The organism is Micromonospora noduli (assembly GCF_003264365.1).
In the GTDB taxonomy this organism is placed as follows: Bacteria; Actinomycetota; Actinomycetes; order Mycobacteriales; family Micromonosporaceae; genus Micromonospora; species Micromonospora noduli.
The window spans coordinates 56,750-78,856 of sequence record NZ_PYAK01000027.1 but is presented as its reverse complement, the minus strand read 5'-3'; the positions used below and the strand labels follow the sequence as shown (position 1 = coordinate 78,856).

Below are 22,107 nucleotides of genomic sequence, written 5' to 3'. Positions count from 1 at the left end.
GTGGGCGACGGTGGCCGGGACGGGGGTGGCCGGCCCGTCGCCGATCAGGTGCACCCGGCCGGCGAGGCGGTGTGCCTCGGCGGCGTCGGCGGCCGGCAGCACCGCCACCAGCTTGCGCAGCGCGGTGGCGGCCGGCCCGGCGAACGGCGAGCCGGCGAGCCGGTGCAGCGCCACGGCCATCGCCACCGCCTCGGCGGCGGTCAGGTTGACCGGCGGCAGGGTGCGGGCGCGGTCCAGGACGTAGCCGCCGGTGCGCCCGGGCTCGGCCCAGATCGGCACCCCGGCCTCCTGCAACGCGCCGAGGTCCCGTTCGATGGTCCGGCTGCTCACCTCGAAGCGCGCGGCCAGCCAGCGGGCGCTGCGCGGCCGTGGTGACACCGCCCGCAGCTCCTCGACCAGCGCGTAGAGGCGATCCGTGCGGTTCATGCCCGGCACGCTACGACCGGGGTACGACGCCCTCCAGCAACCGCCCGCGCGGCAACGCGGACAACCGCCACAGCGACGCAGACAGCCGCCAGCACAGCGACGCGGACAGCCGCCTCAGGCGATGCAGGCGCAGACGATCAGCGCGGCCCCGAAGTGGGTGGCGGCGCTGACCCGGGCGGCCGGGTGCGGCTCGGGTGAGCAGATCACCTCGCCGAGCTTGCCGGGGGTGAGCAGGTCCAGCACCACGAAGGCCAGCGCCATGATCGCCAACCCGACCAGTCCGAAGACCACGGTGGAGGCGAGGCCCTTGCCGAAGTCGCTGTAGCTGGTCAGGATCGCGGTGAAGACGATCCCGGCGATGCCGAGCTGGTTGGCGGCGAGCAGCAGCCCCGCGTTGGCGTTGCGCTCGACCCAGATCAGGTCTCGCAGCCGGCCCGGGGTGAGCAGGTCGACGAGCCCGAAGCCGGCGGCCATGAGGCCGACGCCGACGATCCCGAACACGACGCTCTGCCAGGCACCGCTGAACAGATCCTCCAGCACCGACTTGCCTCCCGACTCTCCGCCCGGAGGGGTACCGGCGCGGTGATCGAGACGATAGCGGCAGCGCGCAACGGCGTCAGCCCCTGCGTCTACAGGGCCAGGTAGCGCTGCCGCTCGTACGGGGTGACCTCGCGGCGGTACTGCTCCCACTCGGCCCGCTTGTTGCGCAGGAAGAAGTCGAACACGTGCTCGCCGAGCACCTCGGCGACCAGTTCGGAGCCGGCCATCACGTCGATCGCCTCGGCGAGGTTCTCCGGCAGCGCCTCGTAGCCCATGGCGCGCCGCTCCGCGCTGGTCAGCGACCAGACGTCGTCCTCGGCGCCCGGCGGCAGCTCGTACCCCTCCTCGATGCCCTTCAGGCCGGCGCCGAGCAGCACCGCGAAGGCGAGGTACGGGTTGGCCGCCGAGTCCAGCGAGCGGACCTCGACCCGGGCCGAGTTGGGCTTGCCGTACGCGGGGACCCGGACCAGCGCGGACCGGTTGAGGTGACCCCAGCAGACGTACGCCGGGCTCTCGGTGATCCGGTCGGGCAGGTGCTGCGGGAAGAGCCGCTTGTACGAGTTGACCCACTGGTTGGTGACCGCCGTGTACTCCCGGGCGTGCACCAGCAGACCGGCGATGAACGACTTAGCCACCTTGGACAGCTTCATCGGGTCGCCGCTGTCGTGGAAGGCGTTGCGCTCGCCCTCGAACAGCGACAGGTGGGTGTGCATCCCGCTGCCCGGTTGGTCGGTGAACGGCTTCGGCATGAAGCTGGCCTGCACACCGGTGGAGAGGGCGACCTCCTTGACCACGTGCCGGAAGGTCATGATGTTGTCGGCGGTGGTGAGCGCGTCGGCGTAGCGCAGGTCGATCTCCTGCTGGCCGGGCGCGACCTCGTGGTGGCTGAACTCGACCGAGATGCCGATCCGTTCCAGCGCCAGTACGCCCTGCCGGCGGAAGTCCCGGGCGACGGCGTGGGTGGTGTGCTCGAAGTAGCCGCCGGTGTCGACCGGGGTGGGCACCGAGCCGTCCTGCGGACCGTTTTCGAGCAGGAAGAACTCGATCTCGGGGTGGGTGTAGAAGGTGAAGCCCTTCTCGGCTGCCTTGGACAGCGCGCGGCGCAGCACGTGCCGGGGGTCTGCCCAGGACGGCCCGCCGTCGGGCAGCAGGATGTCGCAGAACATCCGGGCGCTCTCGCCGCTGACCCCACCTTCGAAGGGGAAGACCTGGAAGGTGGTCGGGTCGGGCATGGCCACCATGTCCGATTCGAAGACCCGGGCGAAGCCCTCGATCGCCGAGCCGTCGAAGCCGATGCCTTCCTCGAAGGCCGCCTCGAGCTCGGCGGGGGCCACCGAAACGCTCTTGAGCGTGCCCAGAACGTCGGTGAACCACAGCCGGACGAACCGGATGTCCCGCTCTTCCAGCGTGCGGAGGACGAACTCCTGCTGACGGTCCACTTCCCCAACCCCTCGCGACACTCTTTTGTCCGCCTTGGCCGGGCTGTACCCGACCTGATCGCCCAGTGTTCCCGGGCCTGGTTACGCAGACGTTACGCGAACTGCCGCCGGCCGTCCCCTCGTGTCCCGCCCGGCGAGCGCGGGCCCCCACGGTGCCGCCGCGTCCGCCGTCAGGACGGCCGAGCTCCTGCCGCCGCGGCCTCGCGGGCGCCCGTCGTGGCGGGTGGCGGCAATCTCGTCGGAGGGTACGGATTGTCGCGACGAGGCTGGGGCAAGATGAAGGCATGCCCACCCTGCGTCTCGCCCTGTCCCAGGTCAACCCGAGCGTCGGCGACATCGCCGGAAACGCCGACCTGGTCCGCAGCTGGACTCGCCAGGCCGCCGATGCCGGTGCCCAGCTGGTGCTCTTCCCGGAGATGATGCTGACCGGGTACCCGGTCGAGGACCTCGTCTTCCGGCGCTCCTTCGTGGCCGCGTCCCGGGCCGCCGTGGAGCGGCTGGCCGCCGACCTGGCCTCCGACGGTCTCGGCGAGTTGCCGGTCGTGGTCGGCTACCTGGACGCCGACGGTCCGCCGCAGGTCAGCGGGGACGCCGAGCCGGGCCGAGGTGCCCGCAACGCCGCCGCGCTGCTGCACCGGGGCGTCGTGGCCGCCCGCTACTTCAAGCACCACCTGCCCAACTACGGGGTCTTCGACGAGGACCGGTACTTCGTCTCCGGTGACGAGCTGACAGTGGTGCGGATCGGCGGCGTGGACGTCGCGTTGACCATCTGCGAGGACCTGTGGCAGGCCGGCGGTCCGTTCGCCGCCGCCCGGAGGGCCGGCGTCGGCCTGGTCGTCAACATCAACGGCTCGCCGTACGAGCTGAACAAGGACGACATCCGGCTGCCGCTGGTCCGCCGCCGGGCCGCCGAGGCGGGCGCCGCCATCGCGTACGTCAACATGACCGGCGGCCAGGACGAGCTGGTCTTCGAGGGCGACTCGATGATCGTGAGCGCCGACGGTGAGCTGCTCACCCGGGCACCGCAGTTCGTCGAACACCTGCTCGTGCACGACGTCGAGTTGCCGGCCGCCGCCACCCCGCCGACCAGCGAGACGGTGGCCGACGGCATGCGGATCGTGCACAGCACGGCGGACGGCATTCCGCCCACGCCGTCCGGCCCGGCCGCCACCGGCGGGCTGATCGAGCCGGTGGCCGACGAGGCCGAGGTGTGGCAGGCGCTGGTGCTGGGTCTGCGCGACTACGTCAACAAGAACCGGTTCCCGTCGGTGGTGCTCGGTCTCTCCGGCGGCATCGACTCGGCGGTGGTGGCGGCGCTCGCCGTCGACGCGCTCGGACCGGACCGGGTGGTGGGGGTGTCGCTGCCCAGCCAGCACTCCTCGGAGCACTCCCGGGAGGACGCCGCCGACCTGGCCAAGCGCACCGGCCTGGACTACCGCGTCGAGCCGATCCAGCCGATGGTCGACGGTTTCCTGGCCAACCTGTCGCTGTCCGGCGTGGCAGTGGAGAACCTGCAGGCCCGGGTTCGTGGCGTGATCCTGATGGCGCTGTCGAACCAGGAGGGCCACCTGGTGCTGACCACCGGCAACAAGAGTGAGCTGGCGGTCGGCTACTCCACCCTGTACGGCGACTCGGTGGGCGGCTTCAACCCGGTCAAGGACGTCTGGAAGACGCTGATCTGGCGGCTCGCGAAGTGGCGCAACAGGGACGCGGCCCGGCGCGGTGAGACCGCCCCGATCCCGGAGAACTCGATCGGCAAGCCGCCGAGCGCCGAGCTGAGTCCGGGACAGCTCGACAGCGACACCCTGCCCGACTACGACGTCCTGGACCCGATCCTGATCGGCTACGTCGACGGCGACCTCGGCCGCGACGGGCTGGTCGAGTCGGGTCACGACCCGGCGATCGTGGACAAGGTCCTGCGGCTGGTGGATACCGCCGAGTACAAGCGACGGCAGTCGGCGCCGGGCACGAAGATCTCCATGAAGGCGTTCGGCCGGGACCGCCGTCTGCCGATCACCAACCGGTGGCGCGAGCACGGCTGAGCCGTACCCCTGGGGGTGCCGGGTCGGTGGCGCGGCCCGGCGCCGCCGGGCGGTGACCTCGCGGCGCGGTCCCGGGTGGCCAGGTCGGGCGGCCGCGCGCTGGTGGAGTGACATCTTGCACTGGGCCCTGCCGTCAGCCCGTCTCGCGGTGCGACGATCGCGACGGAACCCGGGGACCGCGCAGGCGGCCTCGAGGAAGGGAGACAGAGATGGTGGAGTCCACTCCGCACGAGGTGACCGCGTTGTACGGCGGCCCGGCCACCCGACGGGTCCGCACCCGCGACCTGATGGCCGCCAAGGAGCGCGGCGAGCGGTGGCCGATGCTCACCTCGTACGACCAGTACACGGCGTCGATCTTCGACCAGGCCGGTGTTCCGGTGCTGCTGGTCGGCGACTCGGCCGCGAACAACGTGTTCGGCTACGAGACCACCCTGCCGATCACCGCCGACGAGCTGCTTCCGCTGGTCCGGGCCGTGGTGCGGGCGACCCGGCACTCGCTGATCGTCGGTGACCTGCCGTTCGGCTCGTACGAGGAGGGTCCGGCCCAGGCGCTGCGTACCGCCGTCCGGTTCATGAAGGAGGGCGGCTGTCACGCGGTGAAGTTGGAGGGCGGCCGCCGCAACGCCGCACAGATCGCCGCGATCGTCGGCGCCGGCATTCCGGTGATGGCGCACATCGGTTTCACGCCGCAGAGCGAGCACACACTGGGCGGCTACCGCGTGCAGGGTCGCGGCGACGCCGCCGACGAGGTGCTGGCCGACGCGCGGGCGGTGGCGGAGGCGGGGGCCTTCGCGGTGGTGCTGGAGATGGTGCCCGGCGAGGTGGCCAAGCGGATCACCCACGAGCTGCCGATCCCCACTGTGGGCATCGGCGCGGGCCCGGACACCGACGCGCAGGTGCTGGTCTGGCAGGACATGGCCGGGCTGCGGACGGGCAAGGCGCCCCGTTTCGTCAAGCGGTACGCGGACCTGGCCGGCGCTCTCACCGACGCCACCCGACGTTTCGCCGACGAGGTCCGCGGCGGAGAGTTCCCCGCCGCCGAACACACCTTCTAGGACCGGGCACGGCGTGATCCACTCGGCTTTGCCAAAAGCGGGGTGTCCCGGGCACCGGGACACCCCGCTTTCACGAAACCGGAGTGGATGACGCCGCTCGGGTCAGAGGTCGGTGACGCGGATGCCGGCGTGCGCCTTGTAGCGCTTGTTGATGGCGATCAGGTTGGCGGTGAACGCCTCGATCTGGTGGGCGTTGCGCAACCGGCCGGCGTAGATGCCCCGCATGCCGGGGATCCGGGCGGCCAGCGCGCCGACGATGTCGACCAGTTCGCGATCCTCGGTGCAGATCAGCACGTCCAGGTCGATCCGGTCGACCTCGGGGTCGGCCAGCAGCGGAGCGCTGACGTGGTTGAACGCGGCGCAGACCCGGGAGTCGGGCAGCAGCGCGGCGGCCTGCTGCACGGCGCTGCCCTCGGCGACGGTCAGCGCGTACGGGCCCTGCTTGTCGAAGCCGAGCGGGTTGACGCAGTCGACGACGATCCGGCCGGCGAGCGGCTCGGCGAGGGCGGCGACGGTGGCGGCGTGCCCGTCCCACGGCACCGCGATGATCACCACGTCGCTGCGTCGGGCCACCTCGTCGTTGGCCGCACCGACGACGCTGCCGCCGGCCGGCACCCCGGGCAGGGCGGCGATCTCGGCCGCGGACTCGGCGGCCCGCTCAGCCGACCGGGATCCGATCAGCACCGTCTGGCCGGCCCGCGCGAACCGGTAGGCGAGGCCCCGCCCCTGGTCGCCGGTGCCGCCGATGATGCCGACCGTCAGCCCGGACACGTCGGGCAGCGTGCTCGCGTCGTATGCCATGGCCTCATCCTCGCAAACCGCTCGGCCGGTCAGCAGCGCCGAGCGCTGTGAGAATCCCCGCTGCACGTGAGCGACCGCGCCAGCGGGCGAGAACAGGGCCAGACGGCGGCCCGGTCAGGCCAGCTCGAACAGGACGGTACGGGCCGCCGGATCGGCGGTGACCAGACGGACCCGGACCCGTTCGCCGAGCGGCAGTTGGCCGAGGCAGCGGGCGCGTACCGGCGGGGCGTCAAGCGCGACGGTGCCACCGGGCGGTCGGGGCCGGGACTTGCCATTGGGTGGGGCGTCGACGTCGAGGACGGCCGCGTCGAAGGTCTCGCCCACCCGGTGCTCCAGCACCGCCGCCTCGGCCAGCTCGACGGCGCCACGAGCGGCCGCCGAGGCGACCCGGTCGGTGCTCGCCATCACCTCGGGCAGCCGGGGCAACGCGGCACGGGCCCAGTCGGGCACCGCCTGGCCCGCGTGCAGGGCCAGGCAGACCTCGGTGGCGTACCGGTCGGCCAGCCGCCGAAGCGGGGCCGTCACGTGGGCGTAAGCGGCCGCCACGCCACCATGCTCCGGCTGCTCCGGCAGCTCCCCGTCGAAGGCGGTGTACGCGGCACCGCGCATCAGCTCGGCCGCCTGGTCGATGAACGCGGCGGCGCGCGGCTGGGCGGCGTCCAGACCGGCGATGACCTGCCCCGGGCCCACGTCGTCCGGCCAGTGCACGCCCAGCGGCGCGGCGGCGGCCCGGAGCCGCTGCACCGCGTCCGGCTTGGGCGCCGGCATCGTCCGCAGCAGACCCACCCGGCCGGCCAGCATGATGTCGGCGGCAGCCATCCCGGTCAGCAGGGAGATCTGCGCGTTGTGCTCTTCCATCGGCACCGGCGCGCGCAGCACCAGCCGCCAGCCCTCACCGTCGGGCTCCAGATCCTGCTCGGGCAGCGGCAGGTTGATGGCGCCCCGGCTCAGCCCACGGGCGGTCAGTCGGTCGCCGATCTCCGGCAGCAACGCGATCGGGTCGGGTAGCCGCCCGGCCTCGGCTGCCGCCTGCACCCCGGTGTAGTCGAGTTTGGCGCGGCTGCGGACCAGGGCGCGTTCCAGCTCGACGGCCACGGTGCCGCCGTCGGCGTCCAGGTCGATGGTCCAGACCACAGCGGCCCGGTCGTCGTCGGGCAGCAGGCTGGCCGCACCCTCGCTGAGGGTGTGCGGGTGCAGCGGCACGTTGCCGTCGGGCAGGTAGATGGTCTGCCCCCGCCGCCAGGTCTCCGCCTCCAACGCCCCGCCCGGGGCGACGTGCGCGGCGACGTCGGCGATCGCGTACCGCACGCGGTAGCCCCCACCCGGGCGGCGGCTGAGGTGCATCGCCTGGTCCAGGTCCCGCGAGCTGGCGGGGTCGACAGTGACGAACGGTATGTCGGTGCGGTCGACGGGCGGCTGCGGCGGTGCCGCAGCCGCCTCGTCGGCTTCACGCTGGGCGTCGGCCGGAAACTCCTCGGACAGGCCGAGTTCGCGGCGCAACGCGCCGAAGTCGATGCGGGGCGCGAGTACGCGTCGGATGACCACGGGTCAATCCTGACAGCGCCACGGGTGATCCGCTTCCGGTGACCGGCCGGAAATCCGCCCGGTGACGGGATGCTCCCCGCTCAGCCGGTCGCCTTGCGGGCGGCGCTGCGGGCCCCCCTGGGGGCGGTGGCTCGGGCGGCGACCGGGCGGGCCGGAGTCTTGCGGGCGGTCACCTTGCGGGCCGGCGCCTTGGCCGCGACGGTCTTCTTCGCCGGGGCCTTCTTCGCCGCCGCCTTGCGGGCGGTGGTCGACGAGGTACCCGTCACCTTCGCGGCCGGGGCCTTCTTCGCCGGAGCCTTGCGCGCGCCGCCGCTGGGGCGGGTCGACGCGGTCTTCTTCGCCGCGGCCGTCTTCTTCGTCGCTGTCTTCTTGGCGGCGGACGCCTTGGTCGCCACCTTCCGCGCCGGGGCCTTCGCCGCGGTGGTGGTCTTGCGCGCCGAGGCCTTGGCGGCGGTGGTGGTCTTGCGCGCCGGGGCCTTCGCCGCGGTGGTGGTCTTCTTCGCCGCCGCGGCGGTGGTCTTCTTCGCGGCGCCCACCGTCTTCTTCGCCGTACCGGTGGTCTTCTTCGCGGCGGTGGTGGTCTTGCGCGCGGTGGACGCCGGGGCCCGCTTGGCGGCGGTGGTCGTCTTGCGGGTGGTGGCCGAGGCCTTCGCGGGGGCCTTCTTGGCCGCGGCGGTGGTCTTGGTCGTGGCCTTCTTCGCGGGGGCCTTCGTGGCCGCCGTGGTGGTCTTCCTGGCCGGGGCGCGGCCCGCCCCGCCGGCGGCCTTGCGGGCCGGTGCCTTCGCGGCAGCCGTGGTGGACTTGCGCACGGGGGTGGTCCGGCTCGCCGCCGTGTTCCGCTCCGCCGCGGCGGTCTTCTTCGCGGTGGTGCGTCGGGCGGCCGGGCGCTTGGTGGCCTGCTGTGCTTCGGCCATCGTGGTTCCCTCCTCGGGGGACGTGCTCTCGCGTGCGTCCTCGCGGAGCACGAAATACCTCGGCGCGAGCCGTCCCGCGCCGCCTATCTGTCGTCCCCGGCCCAACGGGCGTCCTCGGCATCCCACGCCTCGTTCCGCTCCTGCACTCGTTGCAGGGCGTTCTCCGCGTCGGCCGCCGAGTCGTACGGGCCGAGAACGTGCTTCGCCGGACACACGTTGGAGTCCGTCTCGACCCGGTGATGCCGGGTGCACCAGTAGAACTGCCCACCACGTCCGCTGTCGCTCATGGGAATCACTGTGCACCGCGAACCGGCCGGCCGCCACCGGATCGCACAAGTCGCCGACGATCTCCACAGTAGATATGCATTGCGTTCGTCGGGGCGGAACGCGGAAATAGGGTCGGACGAACAGTCAGTTCCGGTGCAATCCAGGGCTGAGGCATGATCTGCGCTCGTGATCAATACGGTGACCGGCACGGGGGCGTGCCCGGGATGTCCGGCGACGACGGCATCGGTACGCGACGCGCTGCCCTGGTGTCCCGGCTGCGAATGGAATCTGGACGCCTATGACCCGGCACGACGCCAACGCGAGTTCGGGTGGAGTTGGGTCGACCGGTGGACCTACCGAATCGCGTTCCGGGCGACCAGGCGGCAGTTCACCCAACTGGTTGGGCGACCGTTGGGCACCAATGGATCCGAAGCCGCCCGGACGCTCACCGCGGCAGCCTCGTTGCTCCTGATCGCCGCGGTGCTCGCGCTCGCGGTCGTCGGTGGTTGGCTGATCGTGGCGTTCCCGTTTCCCAACCTGGCGATCGTGCCGGGTGTGGCGATGGTCGGCCTGGCGATCGCGTTGCGGCCCCGGTTCGGTCGCCTCGACCCGGAGCTGGAGGTGCTCACCCGCGACCAGGCGCCGGAGCTGTTCGGCCTGATCGACGAGGTGGCCACTGCTGTCGGGGCGCCTGCGCCGGACGTGGTGGGCGTGGACAACACCATCAACGCGTACGCGGGCACTGTCGGGTTGCGGCGGCGGAAGGTGCTCGGTCTCGGGCTTCCGCTGTGGGGTTCGCTTCCCGCCGGTGGCCGGGTGGCGTTGCTCGGCCACGAGCTCGGTCACTTCGTCAACGGTGACCCGCGCCGGGGCCTGTTGACCCAGCCCGCGTTCACCATGCTCGGCTCGGCGGCCGACCTGTTCCGGCCGGTGCGGACCAGCGTCGGGGCGGGGCTGGTGGAGATGCTGGGCGACGCGCTGGGCCGCGCGTTCCAGTGGGTGGTGTCGCGGGTGCTGTTCGTCGCGTACCTGCTGCTGGTGACTGTGGCATTGCGGGACAGCCAGCGGGCCGAGTACCTCGCCGACGAACTGGCCGCCCGGGCGGCCGGCACGACCGCCGCGACCGACTTCCTCGACACCCTGCTCGCCACCGAATCGCTGGCGTTGGCGGTGCGTCGGGAGAGCCGGGCGGGACACGGCCCGGACCGCTGGCGCTCCGCGTTGGCCGAGTCCCGTGCGGCCAGGAACGACCAGTTGCCGCTGCTGCGGCAACTGTCGGTCCGCGACGAGGCGTCGCTGTTCGCCGCTCACCCACCGACCGGACTGCGCCGCCAATTGCTCGCTGGGCGCGCATGGCAGGATCCCTCGGTGGTGCTCACCGAAGCCCGGATGGAGCGGATCGACGCCGAACTCGGCAAGGAGTACGAGCGCTTCCGCCGTACGGTCAACTGGTCGGGCTGACGCCCGACGCGGGCCCTCGGGCGGCGTTGGGCAGAGCGGTCGCGGCCTATGATCGCCGGATGGCGATTCCGGACTACATCGTGGGGTTGCGCAAGCACGTCGGTCACGACCTGCTGTGGCTGCCGAGCGTCAGCGCGGTGGTCCGCAACGACGCCGGTGAGCTGCTGCTCGGCCAGCGAGCCGACGACGGGCGCTGGTCGGTGGTCAGCGGTTTCGTCGAGCCGGGCGAGCAGCCGGCCACCGCGCTGGTCCGCGAGGTGCGCGAGGAGACGGGCCTGGAGGTGGCGCCGGTGCGGATGTCCAGCGCCGTGTCGCACCCGCACACGTACCCGAATGGGGACCGCTGCGACTACCTGAACCTGGGGTTCCTGTGCCGGTTGGTGGCCGGCACCGCCCGCGTCAACGACGACGAGTCGCTGGCCGTGCGGTGGTTCCCGCTGGACCGGCTGCCCGAGCTGGACAAGCACGCCCTGTTGGTCATCGCGTACGCGTTGCGCGAGAACCAGCTGGCCGGTTACCTGGAGCCGGGTACGACGTGGGACGACGTACCCGACTGAGGTTCACACCGGGGTCGGCGCGAGAGCGACCGTCTCGGCGGGGGCCGACCGGGCCGCCCGGATGGTGTACGCGAGCGCGTACGGCGTGCAGGCCAGGTAGAACATCGGCTCCAGCAACAACTGGTCGGTGATCAGGAAGATCTCCCACGACGTGGGGCGGGGCAGGCCGAAGTTCCAGTCGGTCCAGCAGACCAGGAGCCACAACGGCGCGGAGATCCGGTCGACGCTGTCGGGTGTCATCGGGTCGACCGGACCGGCGCCGGGCCCCGGAATGGTCTGGAGCACGAACAGAATCACGGCCAGGTCGGCCGCGACGAGCGCGCCGACGAGGCCAACCAACCAGGCGACCCCAACCCGACCCCGGGCAGCGAGGCTCGCCGCAGCCCAGAGGGCCAGCGTCAGGCCAGCCAACCAGAGCAGCACACCGGGTACGAAGCTGCCGAAGACACTGCCGTTGATGACGGACATGAGCCCGAGTGCGGCCACACCGACGGGGAGCACCACGCCGAGCGCGATACGCAGCGGGCCCTTCAGTGCGGTGTGCCGGGCCGACCGTGACGTGTACTTCGCCAACAGCACGGCGAAGCCGACTGTCAGCGTCGACCAGAGCGGCAACTGCGCCGCTGTCGACCAGCTCACCCGCATCGACAGCACGTTGTAGACCTGACTCATGGCCAGCGCGCTGACGACCACGATCCCGGCGCAGGCGAGCGGGGCCAGTAGCAGGGCGGCGGCGGTGCGGCGGGCCCGCCGATGCATCATGCTGCGGTCGAGGAGTGGGGCGCCGGCCCGGCTCACGGCCAGGCTCATGGCGAAGCCGACCATCTTCGTCCAGCGACCGCTCTCGGCGAGGACGTGCAGCTCGGCGGCCCACTCGCGGCGCAGGTCGTCGCGGACGTCGGTCGGCCAACGGCGCGCGGCCAAATCCAGCAACAGCTCGGCGATCCGACGGGTCACCATGGCGGCGCTCCGGTGTTTGCTCGCGTCGCACTCACCCGTTCGCCGATCGGGTGCCCCGATGGGGCTTTCCGCTCGCCTTGTACGTCCAGCCCGTGTCGCTGCGCGTCTGGACCAGAGCGACCGGCGCGGTGGGCGCGAACCGGGCCGCCCGGATGGTGTACGCGAGCGCGTACGGCGTGCAGGCCAGGTAGAGCATGGGCTCTATCAACACCCGGTTGGTGATCAGGAAGATCTCCCACTCGATCGGCCGGGGCAGGCCGAAGTTCCAGTCCGTCCAGCAGGCGAAGAGCCACAGCGGCGCGGAGATCGGGTCGACGCGCTCCCGTGCCTCGATCGTCGGCCCAGCACCGAATCCGGCGGGGTACGCATCGACGATGACGAGGATCACCGCGAGGTCCGCGGCGACGAGTGCCCCGAGGACGCCCACCCACCAGGCGGCGCGGACGCGACCCCGGGCGGCGAGGCTCGCCGCGGCCCAGAGCGCGAGGGTCAGGCCGGCCAACCAGAACAGCAGACCGGGTACGGCGTCGGCCAGGCCCTCGGCGTTGACGACGTACCTGAAGTTGACGACGTACACGAACAGGATGACGGCCGTACCGACCGGGAGCACCACGCCGAGCGCGATACGCAGTGGGCCGCCGAGTGCGTTGTGCCGGGCCCAGCGGGCGGCGAACACCGCCAGCACGACCGCCAGCACGATGGTGAACGCCGCCCAGATCGGCCTCTGCGCCCGCTCCACCCAACTCGCCCGCACCAGCAACGAGTCGACGGAGAACAGCGCCAACACACCGAGGGCCACGATCCCGACGCAGGCGATCGGGGACAGCAGTAGCGCGGCGACGGTGCGGCCGGCCCGACCGCGCATCACTGTGCGGTCGACGATCGGGGCGCCGGCGCGGCTGACGGCCAGGCTCGCCGCGAAGCCCACCATCGTCGTCCAGCGACCGCTCTCGGCGAGGGCGTGCAGCTCGGCGGCCCACTCGCGGCGCAGGTCGTCGCGAACCTCGGCCGGCCAGCGACGCGCGGCCAACTCCAACAGCAGCTCGGCGACCCGGCGGGTCACCACGCCGGCGCCCCGGTGGGCTCGGTGCCGCCCCACGAGCGACGGCCACCGTCGGGGATCGCGGCCCGCAGGTCGGCGAGCGCCTGGCGGGCCTGCATCACCCCGACGGCGGTCAGTCGGTAGTAGCGCCGGGCCGGGCGGCCGGCCGCGACGGGGTCGATCGCCTCCCAGTCGGCGGCCAGCCAGCCGGCCCCCTGCAACCGGTGCAGCACCGGGTAGAGGGTGCCGCTGGGCAGGCCGGTCAGTCGCATCAGATCGAGCCCGTAGCGCTGCTCGTCGGGTTCGGCGAGCAGCGCCGCGAGCACCTTCGCGACCGGAATGGTCATCCGCATCCGACCACTGTATCGGAACTCTACATAGGGGTGGTTACCCGTTCGACGGGGATCCACAGCTCGGCGTCCGCCTGGGTGCCGTCCGCCGACACCCGGACCCGGGAGATCTCCGGTCCAGGTCGGCTGCGGTACGGGTTGGACGGAAACCACTGGGTGAACACGTCACGCCACAGGTACTGCACCGCCTGCGGAAACGCACCGGAGGTGGTGAACACCGCCCACGACCCGGCCTGCACGGGCAGCGCGTCCAGGTCCTCCGGCGGCGCGGCGCTGGTCACCACCCCGTGCCAGTAGTCCAGCTCGGTGCCCTCCTGCCGACTGTCGGCGAGGTTGTCGCTGACGTTGACGATTCCCTTCGGCTCCTGATCGGAGAGCGCCTCGATCCGCTCGGTCGTCTCCTTGTCGATGCTCCGGATGAACGCGACGATCGCCGGGTTCATCCCCTCGTGCACCAGCGGGACCCGGGCCTTGCGCCCCACCAGCGCGAACGCGTCCTTGTCGACGATTCGGTACTCCATGCTGCCGCTCCCTTCGACTGTGAGTCGGAAGGACATCCGGGGCTGGGCGCGCAGCGCTGCCCCCGTACGCCGGGCTTCTCCGGGCCCCACGCCGTGCACGGCGTGGAACGCCCGGGCGAACGCCTCCGCCGAGCCGTAGCCGTAGTGCACCGCGACGTCGAGCAACGTCCGCTCCCCCGCCAGCACGTCCGCACCGGCGACGGTGAGCCGACGCCGCCGGATGTACTCCGACAGCGGCATTCCGGCCAGTGCGGAGAACAGCCGCCGGAAGTGGTACTCCGACGTCAGCGCGATCCGCGCCAGCTCGGCCACCTCGATCTTCTGGTCGAGGTGACGCTCGATGTACGCCATGGCCTCGTTGAGCCGATCCAGCACCCGGGCCTCCTTCCCTTTCGAGTACCGACGCTAGGTCGCGGGGTCGGTCGCCCACCCGACATCCGATGCCCGCATCGGTCGGGTGCGGCCGCACCGGTCGTCGTGTCGTAGCCTGGCGGACTTTGCTTCCCGAGGAGGTTGGACGTGGCCGAGTATCCGCAGAACGTCGTGCAGCGCTTCCACGGCACCCCCGAACAGGTCGACGCCGGCCTGGTGGGCGAGCCGCCACGGACGTGGGAGTCCGTCGTCATCGAGGAGTACGACAGGGCCTGGGCGCAGCGGTTCATCGCCGTCCGGTCGTCACTCACCGAGGCGCTGGGTGCTCTGATCATCGGTGTGGAACACGTCGGGTCGACGGCGGTGCCGGGGCTGGCCGCCAAGCCTGTCATCGACGTCGACCTCGTCATCGGGGACACCGCCGAGGAGTCCGGCTATCTCCCCGCCCTGGAACGGCTCGGGTACCGGCTCGTCCTTCGGGAGCCCTGGTGGCACGGGCACCGGATGCTTCTCAGCCCCGCCGAGGACGTCAACCTGCACGTCTGGCCGCAGGGTGCGCCGGAACCGGTCCGGCACCTGCTGTTCCGCGACTGGCTGCGCTCGCATCCGCACGACCGGGAGCGGTACGCCGCGACCAAGCGCCGTCTCGCGCGGGACACCGCGCACCGGCCCCGCGACTACAGCCTGGCGAAGAACGACGTCAGCGACGAGATCTACGCGCGCATCTTCGCCGCCTCGGCGTCAGCAGCCAAGGCCGAGCAGCCGGGCGGAACCATCCGGGCCGACGGTTGATAATCCTGGCGGTCACTCTGCCGGAAAAGGGGTCTTCAATGGTGCGATGGCACTGGGTCGTCGGGGTGGTGGCGGCGGCGATGCTCGCTGGTTGTGACACCGACGCGAACGCCCCTGTCGACGCCGCGCTACCCCGCGGGGAGAGCCTCGGCGAGCTGCGTCAGCAGGCACGGGAGGCATTGGCCCGGTACGACCAGGCCGTCATCGACGCAGGTGGCGCTGGCGCCGTCACCCCGACACCACCACCGTGGAACTCCCCGCCGGGCATCGCCATCGAGTCGGCGACCACAACCGGGGCCGGTACGCAGCTGACCGTCGACTTCACCGGCGCCTTCGGGCCGGCGACCCGCGGCTGTGGCGCGGACTACCACGCGGAGTCGGTCGAGTCGGCCAACGCCGTCGTGGTCATCGTCATCGCGCAGCACCACAACAGCGGCGAGGTGTGCACCCTTGCGGGCTTCCGGCGTACCGCAACCCTCAATCTGGCCCAACCGCTGGGCAGGCGGCCGGTCCTCGAGATACGCCAGGGGCAACCGGTCCCGCTCACCCTCAGGTGAGCGCTATCAGCGTGTTCGGCGGGACGGCCGCAAGTAGATCTTGGACAGTTTCCGTCATCAGCTAACGGAAACTGTCCAAGATTCGGCCGTAGGCCGGGGATGTGAGCTGCCAGTGACCATCCGGATTCGTCAGGAACAGTCGAAGCGGTAGTCGAACGGCCTGTTGGGGCAGGTCGTGCAGACAAACAGGTAGATCCCGCCGACGTCACCCAGCATGAGCCCGCTGGGGTTCTGGATCGTCCACCACGGGTGATCGTCGGTGGTGGCCGTTTCCCAACCGGCCATCGCCGGACGATCCTCTACTGGGATCCATCTCTTCTCGTCACCGCGGCTGAACTCCCAGCTGGCCACCGTCAGCAGATGGTCCATGGACGAGCCACACTCGCAGACCGGCCAGTCCGGAGACTGCGTCCAGCCGGGGTAACCGCCGACCTTGATCCCCGAGGCGACCGCCAGATCGCCTTCGTACTCCCAACCGGTCTCCCGCGCCACCCGCTTCATCGTGTCCTCGATCTGCGGCCAGACGGCACGCGGGAGGTCCCAGGATGGGTACTCAGTGACCCGCTCCGGGTCGAGCACACAGGGGCGGGGGACGTGCGATGGATCTGACTCCACATCCGGCGCGGGCACTTCCTGAAGTCGGGCGCCGATGTCCTCGCGGCGACGCCACCGCAGTTCGGGGCGAGGTGACGTCCACGGCTCATGCTCGAATGGGCACCACAACACCTGTAGGACGTCCGTGCCGGCCGGGAACGGCACCTCGGGCACATCCTCGGCCAGCAACTGGACCACCGGCACCAGCGGCGCCGCCGGTTCACCCGGAGAATCGAGGTAGTGGTCGCCGGGCTCCGGTCCATCGCACATCGGCCAGGCTTCGTCGGCCGGCCACAGCAGCGGGCCGCCCACCGAACTCTGCTCCGCTGTCGGCGCACCCGGGCGGGGATGCAACCGGACGGTCGTCCGCGCCAACGGCGCAACCGCCGGAAAGATCTGTGGCACGTCGATGGGGCTGGAAGGGGTGGTGTGCACGCGCCGATCGTAGGAGGCGCGCAATCAGCGTTCTCAGCGCGGCGGCTGCTGCATGATCCAGGTGGGCACGGGCTCCGACAGGAAGCCCGCCACCTCCCAGCCGGCCCGGCGGTACAGCTCGACGTTGGCCGGGTTGCTGGTCTCCAGGATCGCCGGCAGGCCGTCGGCGGCGGCACGGGCCAGGCCGGCCCGCATGACGGCACGGCCCCAACCGCGTCCGGCGCTGTCGGGGTGGGTGCCCAGGACGCCGAGGTACCAGAACGGGAACGTCGGCAGCGCGGCGTGCACGGCGTCGTCGTAGCTCTGGACGCGGGCCAGCACGTCGGCGGGGTAGTGAGCGGCGAGCCCGCCCTGCGGTGACCCGGTCAGCGACCCCGCCGGTGGCTCCCAGATGGCGACCGACGCGCCCCCACCGAGCGTCCAGATCGACGACTGGTGCACACGCTTGTCGAAGAGGTGCCCGAAGAAGGCGGCGGCGTATCGCGGATAGGTCTCCTCGTCGGGGAAGAGGCACCGCAGGATCGGATCCTTGACGAACGCGGCGACCAGCGAACGAACCACCGCGTCGCGGTCCGCTGGGGTGGCGATGGTGATCTCGGGCGTTGTCACAGCAGTCGACACTATCCGGAAAAGCGCCTTGACCCTGACACGGTGGCGGCCCCGAGACTGACCCCATGGACCTCGATGACTACCGGACACAGTCCCCCTACAGCGACCCCGGTCGACACGGAGGGCTCCTCGACGCCGTGGCGTCCGACATCCCCAGCGTGGCGGCGACCGTCCGCAACGTGATCGTCCACTACCGGGCCGGCGGAGTTGACCTGCCCGTCGACCGGCTCGACGAGGTGAACCGCCGCTGGGTGGACCGCATCCTCGACACCGACCAGTCCCGCTTTCCAGTGCCACTCACCGCTGAGCGCCCGGCGGTGGACCGGGTGGCCGGCTGCTGCCGGGACCACACACTGCTTTCCATCGCGATCCTTCGTCAGCACGACATTCCCAGCCGCAGCCGGGTCGGCTTCGCCTCCTACTTCACCCCCGGCTGGCACCACGATCACGTGCTGGTGGAGTACTGGAACGGCGAACGCTGGGTCTGGGCCGACCCGGAGCTCGACCCGGCCGGCGACTGGCGGTTCGACGGCTACGACATCGACCCGACGGCAGGGCTCTTCGACTCGGCAGCGCGGGTGTGGTCGGCGTACCGGGCCGGGACGATCGATCCCGACGTCTACGGCGTGGCCCCCGACATGCCGGTCCACGGCGCCTGGTTCATCTACAACTACGTCCTGCACGAACTGGCCCATCGGCAGAAGGACGAGCTGCTGCTGTGGGACAGCTTCGGCGCGATGACCGACCACCTCGCCAACGCCGACCTCACGCTCGCCGACGAGATCGCCGCCCTGCTGCTCGAAGCCGACGACGGCGACGAGGCCGCGGAGAAGGCGCTCGCCGACCGGTACGCGACCGACAGCCGTCTGCGTCCCGGCGCTCAGGTACGCAGCTTCTCACCGGTCTCCGGCACTGTGAACACTGTCGATTTGCGCGTCAGCCGAAGGTGAAGGCGTACGCCTCGGCGCCGGGCTCGCCGAACGTGATCTCCAGGGTCCGCTCCCGGACCGCGCCGTCCTGGCGGACGAGCTGGTAGAGCCGGCCGTCCTGGAGTACGCCGTTGCCGTGCTCGTCGACGTCGACGCCGTGTGACGGGCCGGGAGCGTCACCGTCGAGCAGCACGCGGAACGGGATCGACGCTCCCGCCCCGGGGGCCAGCACGAGATGCGCGTCGCGGGCGTGGAACCGGAAGGCGATGCCGCCGCCGGCCGCGTCCAGCACGACGTTCTCCGACCCGATCGTCCACTCCCCCGCCAGCGCCCACTGGTTCAGGCCGAGGCTCTCCGGCACCTGGTAGGCGCGGCGTTCGTCGAGCGCCGGGCCGTTCGTCGACGCGAAGTGTTCGCCGCGACTGAAACCGAGGTACGTCTCGGGCGTGCGCAGGTTGGTCCAGTCGGCCTCCGCCTCCGGGCCGAGCCCGCGGACGGGTACGGGTTCCCGCTCGATGCCGAGCAGTTGCTGGAGCACCCGCTCGGACTGCTCGTAGCGTCCCTCGCCGAAGTGCTCGTCCCGGATGACGCCGTCGGTGTCGACGAAGTAGAGCGCCGGCCAGTAGTGGTTGTCGAACGCACTCCAGATCGCGTAGTCGTTGTCGACCGCCACCGGGTAGTCGATCGAGCGGGCCGCGACCGCCCGCCGCACCCAGTCGACGTCGTGCTCGAATCCGAACTCCGGCGTGTGCACCCCGATGACGACCAGCCCGTCATCGCGGTAGGCCTGCGACCAGGCACGCACGTACGGCTCCTGGCGCAACCAGTTGATACAGGTCAGCGTCCAGAAGTTGACCAGGACGACGCGCCCACCCGGTTCGGCGGGGCCGAGTGGCTCGGAGTTGAGCCACTCGGCCGCCCCGTTGAGCGGGGGCACGTGCACGGCCATCTAGCGCAGTGACCGGAAGGCGGTGCGAAGCTCTTCGGAGAAGATCTTCGGCTGCTCCCAGGCCGCGAAGTGCCCGCCCACGTCGAGCTTGTTGTAGTAGATGAGGTTGGAGTACGCCTGCTCGGCCCAGCTCTGCGGCGCCTCGTACAGCTCGTCGGGGAAGACGCTCACGGCGACCGGGACGTTCACGCCCTTGGCGGCGAAGAACGACAGCTTGTTCTCCGCGTACAGACGGGACGCGGAGATTGCGGTGTTCGTCAACCAGTAGAGCGAGATGTTGTCCAGGATGTCGTCGCGGGTGAGGCCCGCTTGGGCCCCATCGAAGACCTGCGCGATCAGGGCCAGACTCTTCGCGTCGTGGTCGAGCAGGAAGGACGCCAGGCCAACCGGAGAATCCGCCAGCCCGGTCAGCGTCTGCGGACGTGTCGCCATCATGAGGGCGTAGGCGACGTGCTTCCAGACGTAGTTGGCTTCCTCGGCGGCACGCATTTCGTCGTCGGAGAGGCCGGATGGCAGCGAGCCCATGGCGTTGTTCGCGCCGGTGGTGTCGCCCTGGAACAGCAGGTCGATCTCCGGTGGGATCGCACCGGGCATGTTGGTGTGAATGCCGAGCAGTTCCGGAGGTGCCTGGATGCCCATCTGGTCGACGATGACCGCACCCCAGTCGCCGCCCTGCGCGACGAACCGGTTGTAGCCGAGCCGCTTCATCAACTCCGTCCAGGCGGTCGCGATCTTCTGCGGGTTCCACCCCGACTCGGTCGGCTTGCCGGAGAAGCCGTGGCCGGGCAGCGAGGGGATGACCAGGTGGAAGGCGTCCGACTCGCTCCCGCCGTGCGCCGTCGGGTCGGTGAGCGGCTCGATGATCTTCATCTGCTCGATCACCGAGCCCGGCCACCCGTGGGTGACGATGAGCGGCAGCGCGTCCTCGTGCTTCGAGCGCACGTGGATGAAGTGGATGTCCACCCCGTCAATGGTGGTCATGAACTGCGGTACGGCGTTCAGCCGCGCCTCGACCTTGCGCCAGTCGTACTCTTTCTCCCAATAGCGGGCGACGGCCTGAATGGTCGCGAGTGGCACGCCCTGCGACTGGTCGTCCACAGTTTCCTTGTCCGGCCAGCGGGTGGCCTTGATGCGCCTCTTCAGGTCATCGAGGTCGGCCTGAGGAATGTCGACCGAGAACGGCCGAATCTCCGTGGTGCCGGGACGAGTCTTGGTTTTGACAGCCATGCGTGTTTCCTCTCCGTCTAGGTTTGCGCCTCGCGAGGAGAAATCATGGGTGAAAGGCTCTGCCCGGACTTATGTGCCAACGATGAGCACGCCGCCGCCATATCTCGGAGCCTAGAACGCCGCACCGGTTGCTCGTGGCGATACGAGCAGCCCTCTCATCCGTCAGCTCCGGGGGCGGCGACGGCGTGTTCGGCGGCACGGCTGACCTGCTCCCAGCTCGCCCAGGTGTCCATCCGGCGGCGGGCGATGTCGAACGCCAGGTCGTACACCATGCTGCCGAGCAGGAGCCGCAGCGGCGGCTGGTCGCTGTCGACCAGTTGCAGCAGCGCCTCGGCGGCGAGTCGGGGTTCGCTGTCGATCGATCCTTCGGCCCACTGGCGCTCCAGCTCGGCGCGCAGTGGCGCGTAGGCGTCCATCGGGGTGGTGGCGCGCACGCTGGTGTAGAGGTCGGTCCAGTACCCGCCCGGCTGCACGATGCTGAGCTTGATGCCGAAGGCCGCCGCCTCCATCGCCAGCGCCTCGCTCATGCCCTCCAGGGCGAACTTGCTCGCGCTGTAGAGGCCGGTGCTCGGGAAGCCTCCGAGCGCGGCGATGCTGGAGACCTGCACGATGTGGCCGGACCGCTGGGCGCGCAGGTGCGGCAGCACGGCCTGACTGACCCAGAGCGCGCCGAAGAGGTTGACCTCGAACTGGGCGCGCGCTTCGGCCTCGGTGAACTCTTCGATCATGCCCATGGACAGGGTTCCGGCGTTGTTGACGACGATGTCGAGCCGGCCGAAGTGCTCGACGGCGGTGTCCACTGCCGCGATGACCGCCGCGCGGTCGGTCACGTCGAGGGTCAGGGCCAGCAGCCGGTCGGCGTACTTCTCGTCGAAGTCGGCAGTGGCGATGGTCCGGGCGGCGGCGACCACCCGGTCACCCCGGTCGAGGGCGGCGTCGGCGAAGGCGCGGCCCAGGCCGCGGCTGGCACCGGTGATGAACCAGGTACGCATGTGCTCTCCAAGGATTTCAAGACGAGACGGTCCGTCTCGTGATGGACCGAGACTAGGCCTGCCACGCCGCCGCCGTCAAGACGAGACGGTTCGTCTCGTACGCTGGTATCGTTCTGCCCATGACGCCCAACACGGCCCGCCGGAGGGAGACGTCCCGGCGCGCCATCCTCACCGCGGCCTTCGACCTGCTTCAGGAAACGGGGTACGCGAAGCTCAGCATCGAGGGCATCGCCGCGCGGGCCGGCGTCGGCAAACAGACCATCTACCGCTGGTGGCCGTCGAAGGGCGCTGTCATCTTCGACGCCTTCCTCATGCTCAGCGAGGCCACCGAGGGTGGGCCGCCGACGCTGCCGGATACCGGAGACCTCGCGGCGGACCTGACAGTGGTGCTGCGCGCGACGGTCGAGGAGATGAACGACCCCCGGTACGAGCAACCAATGCGCGCGCTGGCCACAGAGATCGCGCTCGACCCCGAGCTGGCCGCGGCGTACGCCGAACGGTTGGACGGGCCGTTGAAAAAGGCCAAACGGCAGCGCCTGCGCAGCGCCCAGCAAGCCGGTCAGATCGCCGACGACATCGACCTCAACGTGGCGGTGGACATGATCTGGGGGCCGGTGCTCAACCGCTGGCTGCAACGCAGCGGGCCGCTCACCGCCGAGTACGCCGACCTCGTCGTCGCCACCGCCCTCAACGGAATGCGCCCCCGCCGATCCGGCGAGTGACGATCGGTG

Annotated in this window: 24 protein-coding genes; 8 read left to right on the top strand and 16 right to left on the bottom strand. The window is 70.9% G+C overall.

The window, feature by feature from the left end:
* From GUI43_RS20580 to glnA, 3 genes are all read right to left on the bottom strand, one after another.
* Positions 1–426 (bottom strand): helix-turn-helix transcriptional regulator (locus GUI43_RS20580; RefSeq protein WP_146765936.1); only part of this gene is annotated, 426 nt, incomplete at its 3' end.
* A gap of 114 nt (positions 427–540) precedes the next feature.
* Positions 541–966: a DUF350 domain-containing protein gene (locus GUI43_RS20575; RefSeq protein WP_112582646.1), complete on the bottom strand. Its 426-nt coding sequence runs from the start codon at positions 964–966 to the stop codon at positions 541–543.
* A gap of 89 nt (positions 967–1,055) precedes the next feature.
* A complete protein-coding gene (gene glnA / locus GUI43_RS20570) occupies positions 1,056–2,405 on the bottom strand; it encodes a type I glutamate--ammonia ligase (protein WP_091409557.1) in 1,350 nt (449 codons plus the stop codon).
* Between the two features lie 284 nt (positions 2,406–2,689).
* On the opposite strand from glnA, the gene GUI43_RS20565 reads away from it, so the two are divergent.
* Both GUI43_RS20565 and panB read left to right on the top strand, forming a co-directional pair.
* Complete coding sequence (locus GUI43_RS20565; RefSeq protein WP_112699551.1) at positions 2,690–4,447, top strand: NAD+ synthase; 1,758 nt, start codon at positions 2,690–2,692, stop codon at positions 4,445–4,447.
* A 209-nt stretch (positions 4,448–4,656) separates the two neighbouring features.
* Positions 4,657–5,502, top strand: a complete 846-nt coding sequence (gene panB / locus GUI43_RS20560; RefSeq protein WP_112582644.1) for a 3-methyl-2-oxobutanoate hydroxymethyltransferase — start codon at positions 4,657–4,659, stop codon at positions 5,500–5,502.
* Between the two features lie 102 nt (positions 5,503–5,604).
* Here the strand turns inward: panB and npdG are convergent, their stop codons facing one another.
* The 4 genes from npdG to GUI43_RS20540 all read right to left on the bottom strand — a co-directional run bounded on the left by npdG (position 5,605) and on the right by GUI43_RS20540 (position 9,049).
* Positions 5,605–6,303, bottom strand: a complete 699-nt coding sequence (npdG, locus tag GUI43_RS20555) for an NADPH-dependent F420 reductase (RefSeq protein ID WP_112699550.1) — start codon at positions 6,301–6,303, stop codon at positions 5,605–5,607.
* Positions 6,304–6,417: 114 nt separating this feature from the next.
* Positions 6,418–7,848, bottom strand: coding sequence for an RNB domain-containing ribonuclease (locus GUI43_RS20550; RefSeq protein WP_112699549.1), 1,431 nt, complete (start codon positions 7,846–7,848; stop codon positions 6,418–6,420).
* 80 nt (positions 7,849–7,928) lie between these two features.
* Positions 7,929–8,762 carry a histone gene (locus GUI43_RS20545; RefSeq protein ID WP_225855220.1) on the bottom strand — a complete coding sequence of 278 codons (834 nt, stop codon included), beginning with the start codon at positions 8,760–8,762 and terminating at the stop codon, positions 7,929–7,931.
* Between the two features lie 83 nt (positions 8,763–8,845).
* Complete coding sequence (locus GUI43_RS20540; protein ID WP_091409533.1) at positions 8,846–9,049, bottom strand: hypothetical protein; 204 nt, start codon at positions 9,047–9,049, stop codon at positions 8,846–8,848.
* A gap of 166 nt (positions 9,050–9,215) precedes the next feature.
* Here GUI43_RS20540 and GUI43_RS20535 point away from each other — a divergent pair, with 166 nt between their 5' ends.
* Together GUI43_RS20535 and GUI43_RS20530 are read left to right on the top strand one after the other, a co-directional pair.
* Positions 9,216–10,490, top strand: coding sequence for a M48 family metalloprotease (locus GUI43_RS20535; RefSeq protein WP_112699548.1), 1,275 nt, complete (start codon positions 9,216–9,218; stop codon positions 10,488–10,490).
* 59 nt (positions 10,491–10,549) lie between these two features.
* Positions 10,550–11,047: an NUDIX hydrolase gene (locus GUI43_RS20530; RefSeq protein ID WP_112582642.1), complete on the top strand. Its 498-nt coding sequence runs from the start codon at positions 10,550–10,552 to the stop codon at positions 11,045–11,047.
* A gap of 3 nt (positions 11,048–11,050) precedes the next feature.
* On the opposite strand, the gene GUI43_RS20525 is transcribed toward GUI43_RS20530, so the two are convergent.
* Genes GUI43_RS20525 through GUI43_RS20510 form a run of 4 tightly spaced genes read right to left on the bottom strand, consistent with a single transcriptional unit; the run spans position 11,051 to position 14,295 of the window.
* Positions 11,051–12,007 (bottom strand): hypothetical protein, encoded by a 957-nt coding sequence (locus tag GUI43_RS20525; RefSeq protein WP_249037800.1) that lies wholly within the window; start codon positions 12,005–12,007, stop codon positions 11,051–11,053.
* 31 nt (positions 12,008–12,038) lie between these two features.
* Positions 12,039–13,073 (bottom strand): hypothetical protein, encoded by a 1,035-nt coding sequence (locus GUI43_RS34320; RefSeq protein ID WP_211326735.1) that lies wholly within the window; start codon positions 13,071–13,073, stop codon positions 12,039–12,041.
* Entirely contained in the window at positions 13,067–13,402 is a 336-nt protein-coding gene (locus tag GUI43_RS20515; RefSeq protein WP_112699547.1) for a PadR family transcriptional regulator, read from the bottom strand. The genes GUI43_RS34320 and GUI43_RS20515 overlap by 7 nt, the downstream gene beginning before the upstream one ends.
* 20 nt (positions 13,403–13,422) lie before the next feature.
* Complete coding sequence (locus GUI43_RS20510; RefSeq protein WP_112699546.1) at positions 13,423–14,295, bottom strand: AraC family transcriptional regulator; 873 nt, start codon at positions 14,293–14,295, stop codon at positions 13,423–13,425.
* A gap of 144 nt (positions 14,296–14,439) precedes the next feature.
* On the opposite strand from GUI43_RS20510, the gene GUI43_RS20505 reads away from it, so the two are divergent.
* Positions 14,440–15,084: a GrpB family protein gene (locus tag GUI43_RS20505; protein WP_211326734.1), complete on the top strand. Its 645-nt coding sequence runs from the start codon at positions 14,440–14,442 to the stop codon at positions 15,082–15,084.
* Between the two features lie 38 nt (positions 15,085–15,122).
* Positions 15,123–15,641 carry a hypothetical protein gene (locus GUI43_RS20500; protein WP_112699545.1) on the top strand — a complete coding sequence of 173 codons (519 nt, stop codon included), beginning with the start codon at positions 15,123–15,125 and terminating at the stop codon, positions 15,639–15,641.
* A gap of 129 nt (positions 15,642–15,770) precedes the next feature.
* On the opposite strand, the gene GUI43_RS20495 is transcribed toward GUI43_RS20500, so the two are convergent.
* Positions 15,771–16,670: a YwqG family protein gene (locus GUI43_RS20495; protein WP_211326733.1), complete on the bottom strand. Its 900-nt coding sequence runs from the start codon at positions 16,668–16,670 to the stop codon at positions 15,771–15,773.
* Between the two features lie 33 nt (positions 16,671–16,703).
* Positions 16,704–17,279, bottom strand: a complete 576-nt coding sequence (locus tag GUI43_RS20490) for a GNAT family N-acetyltransferase (RefSeq protein WP_192581098.1) — start codon at positions 17,277–17,279, stop codon at positions 16,704–16,706.
* A gap of 65 nt (positions 17,280–17,344) precedes the next feature.
* Here GUI43_RS20490 and GUI43_RS20485 point away from each other — a divergent pair, with 65 nt between their 5' ends.
* A complete protein-coding gene (locus GUI43_RS20485) occupies positions 17,345–18,229 on the top strand; it encodes a transglutaminase domain-containing protein (protein ID WP_112699543.1) in 885 nt (294 codons plus the stop codon).
* Here GUI43_RS20485 and GUI43_RS20480 read toward each other — a convergent pair.
* The 3 genes from GUI43_RS20480 to GUI43_RS20470 all read right to left on the bottom strand — a co-directional run bounded on the left by GUI43_RS20480 (position 18,216) and on the right by GUI43_RS20470 (position 21,376).
* Positions 18,216–19,157, bottom strand: coding sequence for a redoxin family protein (locus GUI43_RS20480; protein ID WP_112699542.1), 942 nt, complete (start codon positions 19,155–19,157; stop codon positions 18,216–18,218). The genes GUI43_RS20485 and GUI43_RS20480 overlap by 14 nt on opposite strands.
* Entirely contained in the window at positions 19,158–20,384 is a 1,227-nt protein-coding gene (locus tag GUI43_RS20475; RefSeq protein WP_112699541.1) for an epoxide hydrolase family protein, read from the bottom strand.
* A 155-nt stretch (positions 20,385–20,539) separates the two neighbouring features.
* On the bottom strand, positions 20,540–21,376 hold the full coding sequence (locus tag GUI43_RS20470; protein WP_112699540.1) for an SDR family oxidoreductase: 837 nt from the start codon (positions 21,374–21,376) through the stop codon (positions 20,540–20,542).
* 119 nt (positions 21,377–21,495) lie between these two features.
* Between GUI43_RS20470 and GUI43_RS20465 the strand changes: the two genes are divergently transcribed.
* Positions 21,496–22,098: a TetR/AcrR family transcriptional regulator gene (locus tag GUI43_RS20465; RefSeq protein WP_112699539.1), complete on the top strand. Its 603-nt coding sequence runs from the start codon at positions 21,496–21,498 to the stop codon at positions 22,096–22,098.
* The last annotated feature ends 9 nt before the right edge of the window (positions 22,099–22,107 follow it).

Coding starts and splice junctions, on each gene's coding strand:
- GUI43_RS20565 (WP_112699551.1), top strand. CDS start 2,690: ATGCCCACCCTGCGTCTCGCCCTGTCCCAGGTCAACCCGAGCGTCGGC.
- panB (WP_112582644.1), top strand. CDS start 4,657: ATGGTGGAGTCCACTCCGCACGAGGTGACCGCGTTGTACGGCGGCCCG.
- npdG (WP_112699550.1), bottom strand. CDS start 6,303: ATGGCATACGACGCGAGCACGCTGCCCGACGTGTCCGGGCTGACGGTC.
- GUI43_RS20545 (WP_225855220.1), bottom strand. CDS start 8,762: ATGGCCGAAGCACAGCAGGCCACCAAGCGCCCGGCCGCCCGACGCACC.
- GUI43_RS20540 (WP_091409533.1), bottom strand. CDS start 9,049: ATGAGCGACAGCGGACGTGGTGGGCAGTTCTACTGGTGCACCCGGCAT.
- GUI43_RS20530 (WP_112582642.1), top strand. CDS start 10,550: ATGGCGATTCCGGACTACATCGTGGGGTTGCGCAAGCACGTCGGTCAC.
- GUI43_RS20525 (WP_249037800.1), bottom strand. CDS start 12,007: ATGGTGACCCGTCGGATCGCCGAGCTGTTGCTGGATTTGGCCGCGCGC.
- GUI43_RS20515 (WP_112699547.1), bottom strand. CDS start 13,402: ATGCGGATGACCATTCCGGTCGCGAAGGTGCTCGCGGCGCTGCTCGCC.
- GUI43_RS20500 (WP_112699545.1), top strand. CDS start 15,123: ATGGTGCGATGGCACTGGGTCGTCGGGGTGGTGGCGGCGGCGATGCTC.
- GUI43_RS20485 (WP_112699543.1), top strand. CDS start 17,345: ATGGACCTCGATGACTACCGGACACAGTCCCCCTACAGCGACCCCGGT.
- GUI43_RS20480 (WP_112699542.1), bottom strand. CDS start 19,157: ATGGCCGTGCACGTGCCCCCGCTCAACGGGGCGGCCGAGTGGCTCAAC.
- GUI43_RS20475 (WP_112699541.1), bottom strand. CDS start 20,384: ATGGCTGTCAAAACCAAGACTCGTCCCGGCACCACGGAGATTCGGCCG.
- GUI43_RS20470 (WP_112699540.1), bottom strand. CDS start 21,376: ATGCGTACCTGGTTCATCACCGGTGCCAGCCGCGGCCTGGGCCGCGCC.
- GUI43_RS20465 (WP_112699539.1), top strand. CDS start 21,496: ATGACGCCCAACACGGCCCGCCGGAGGGAGACGTCCCGGCGCGCCATC.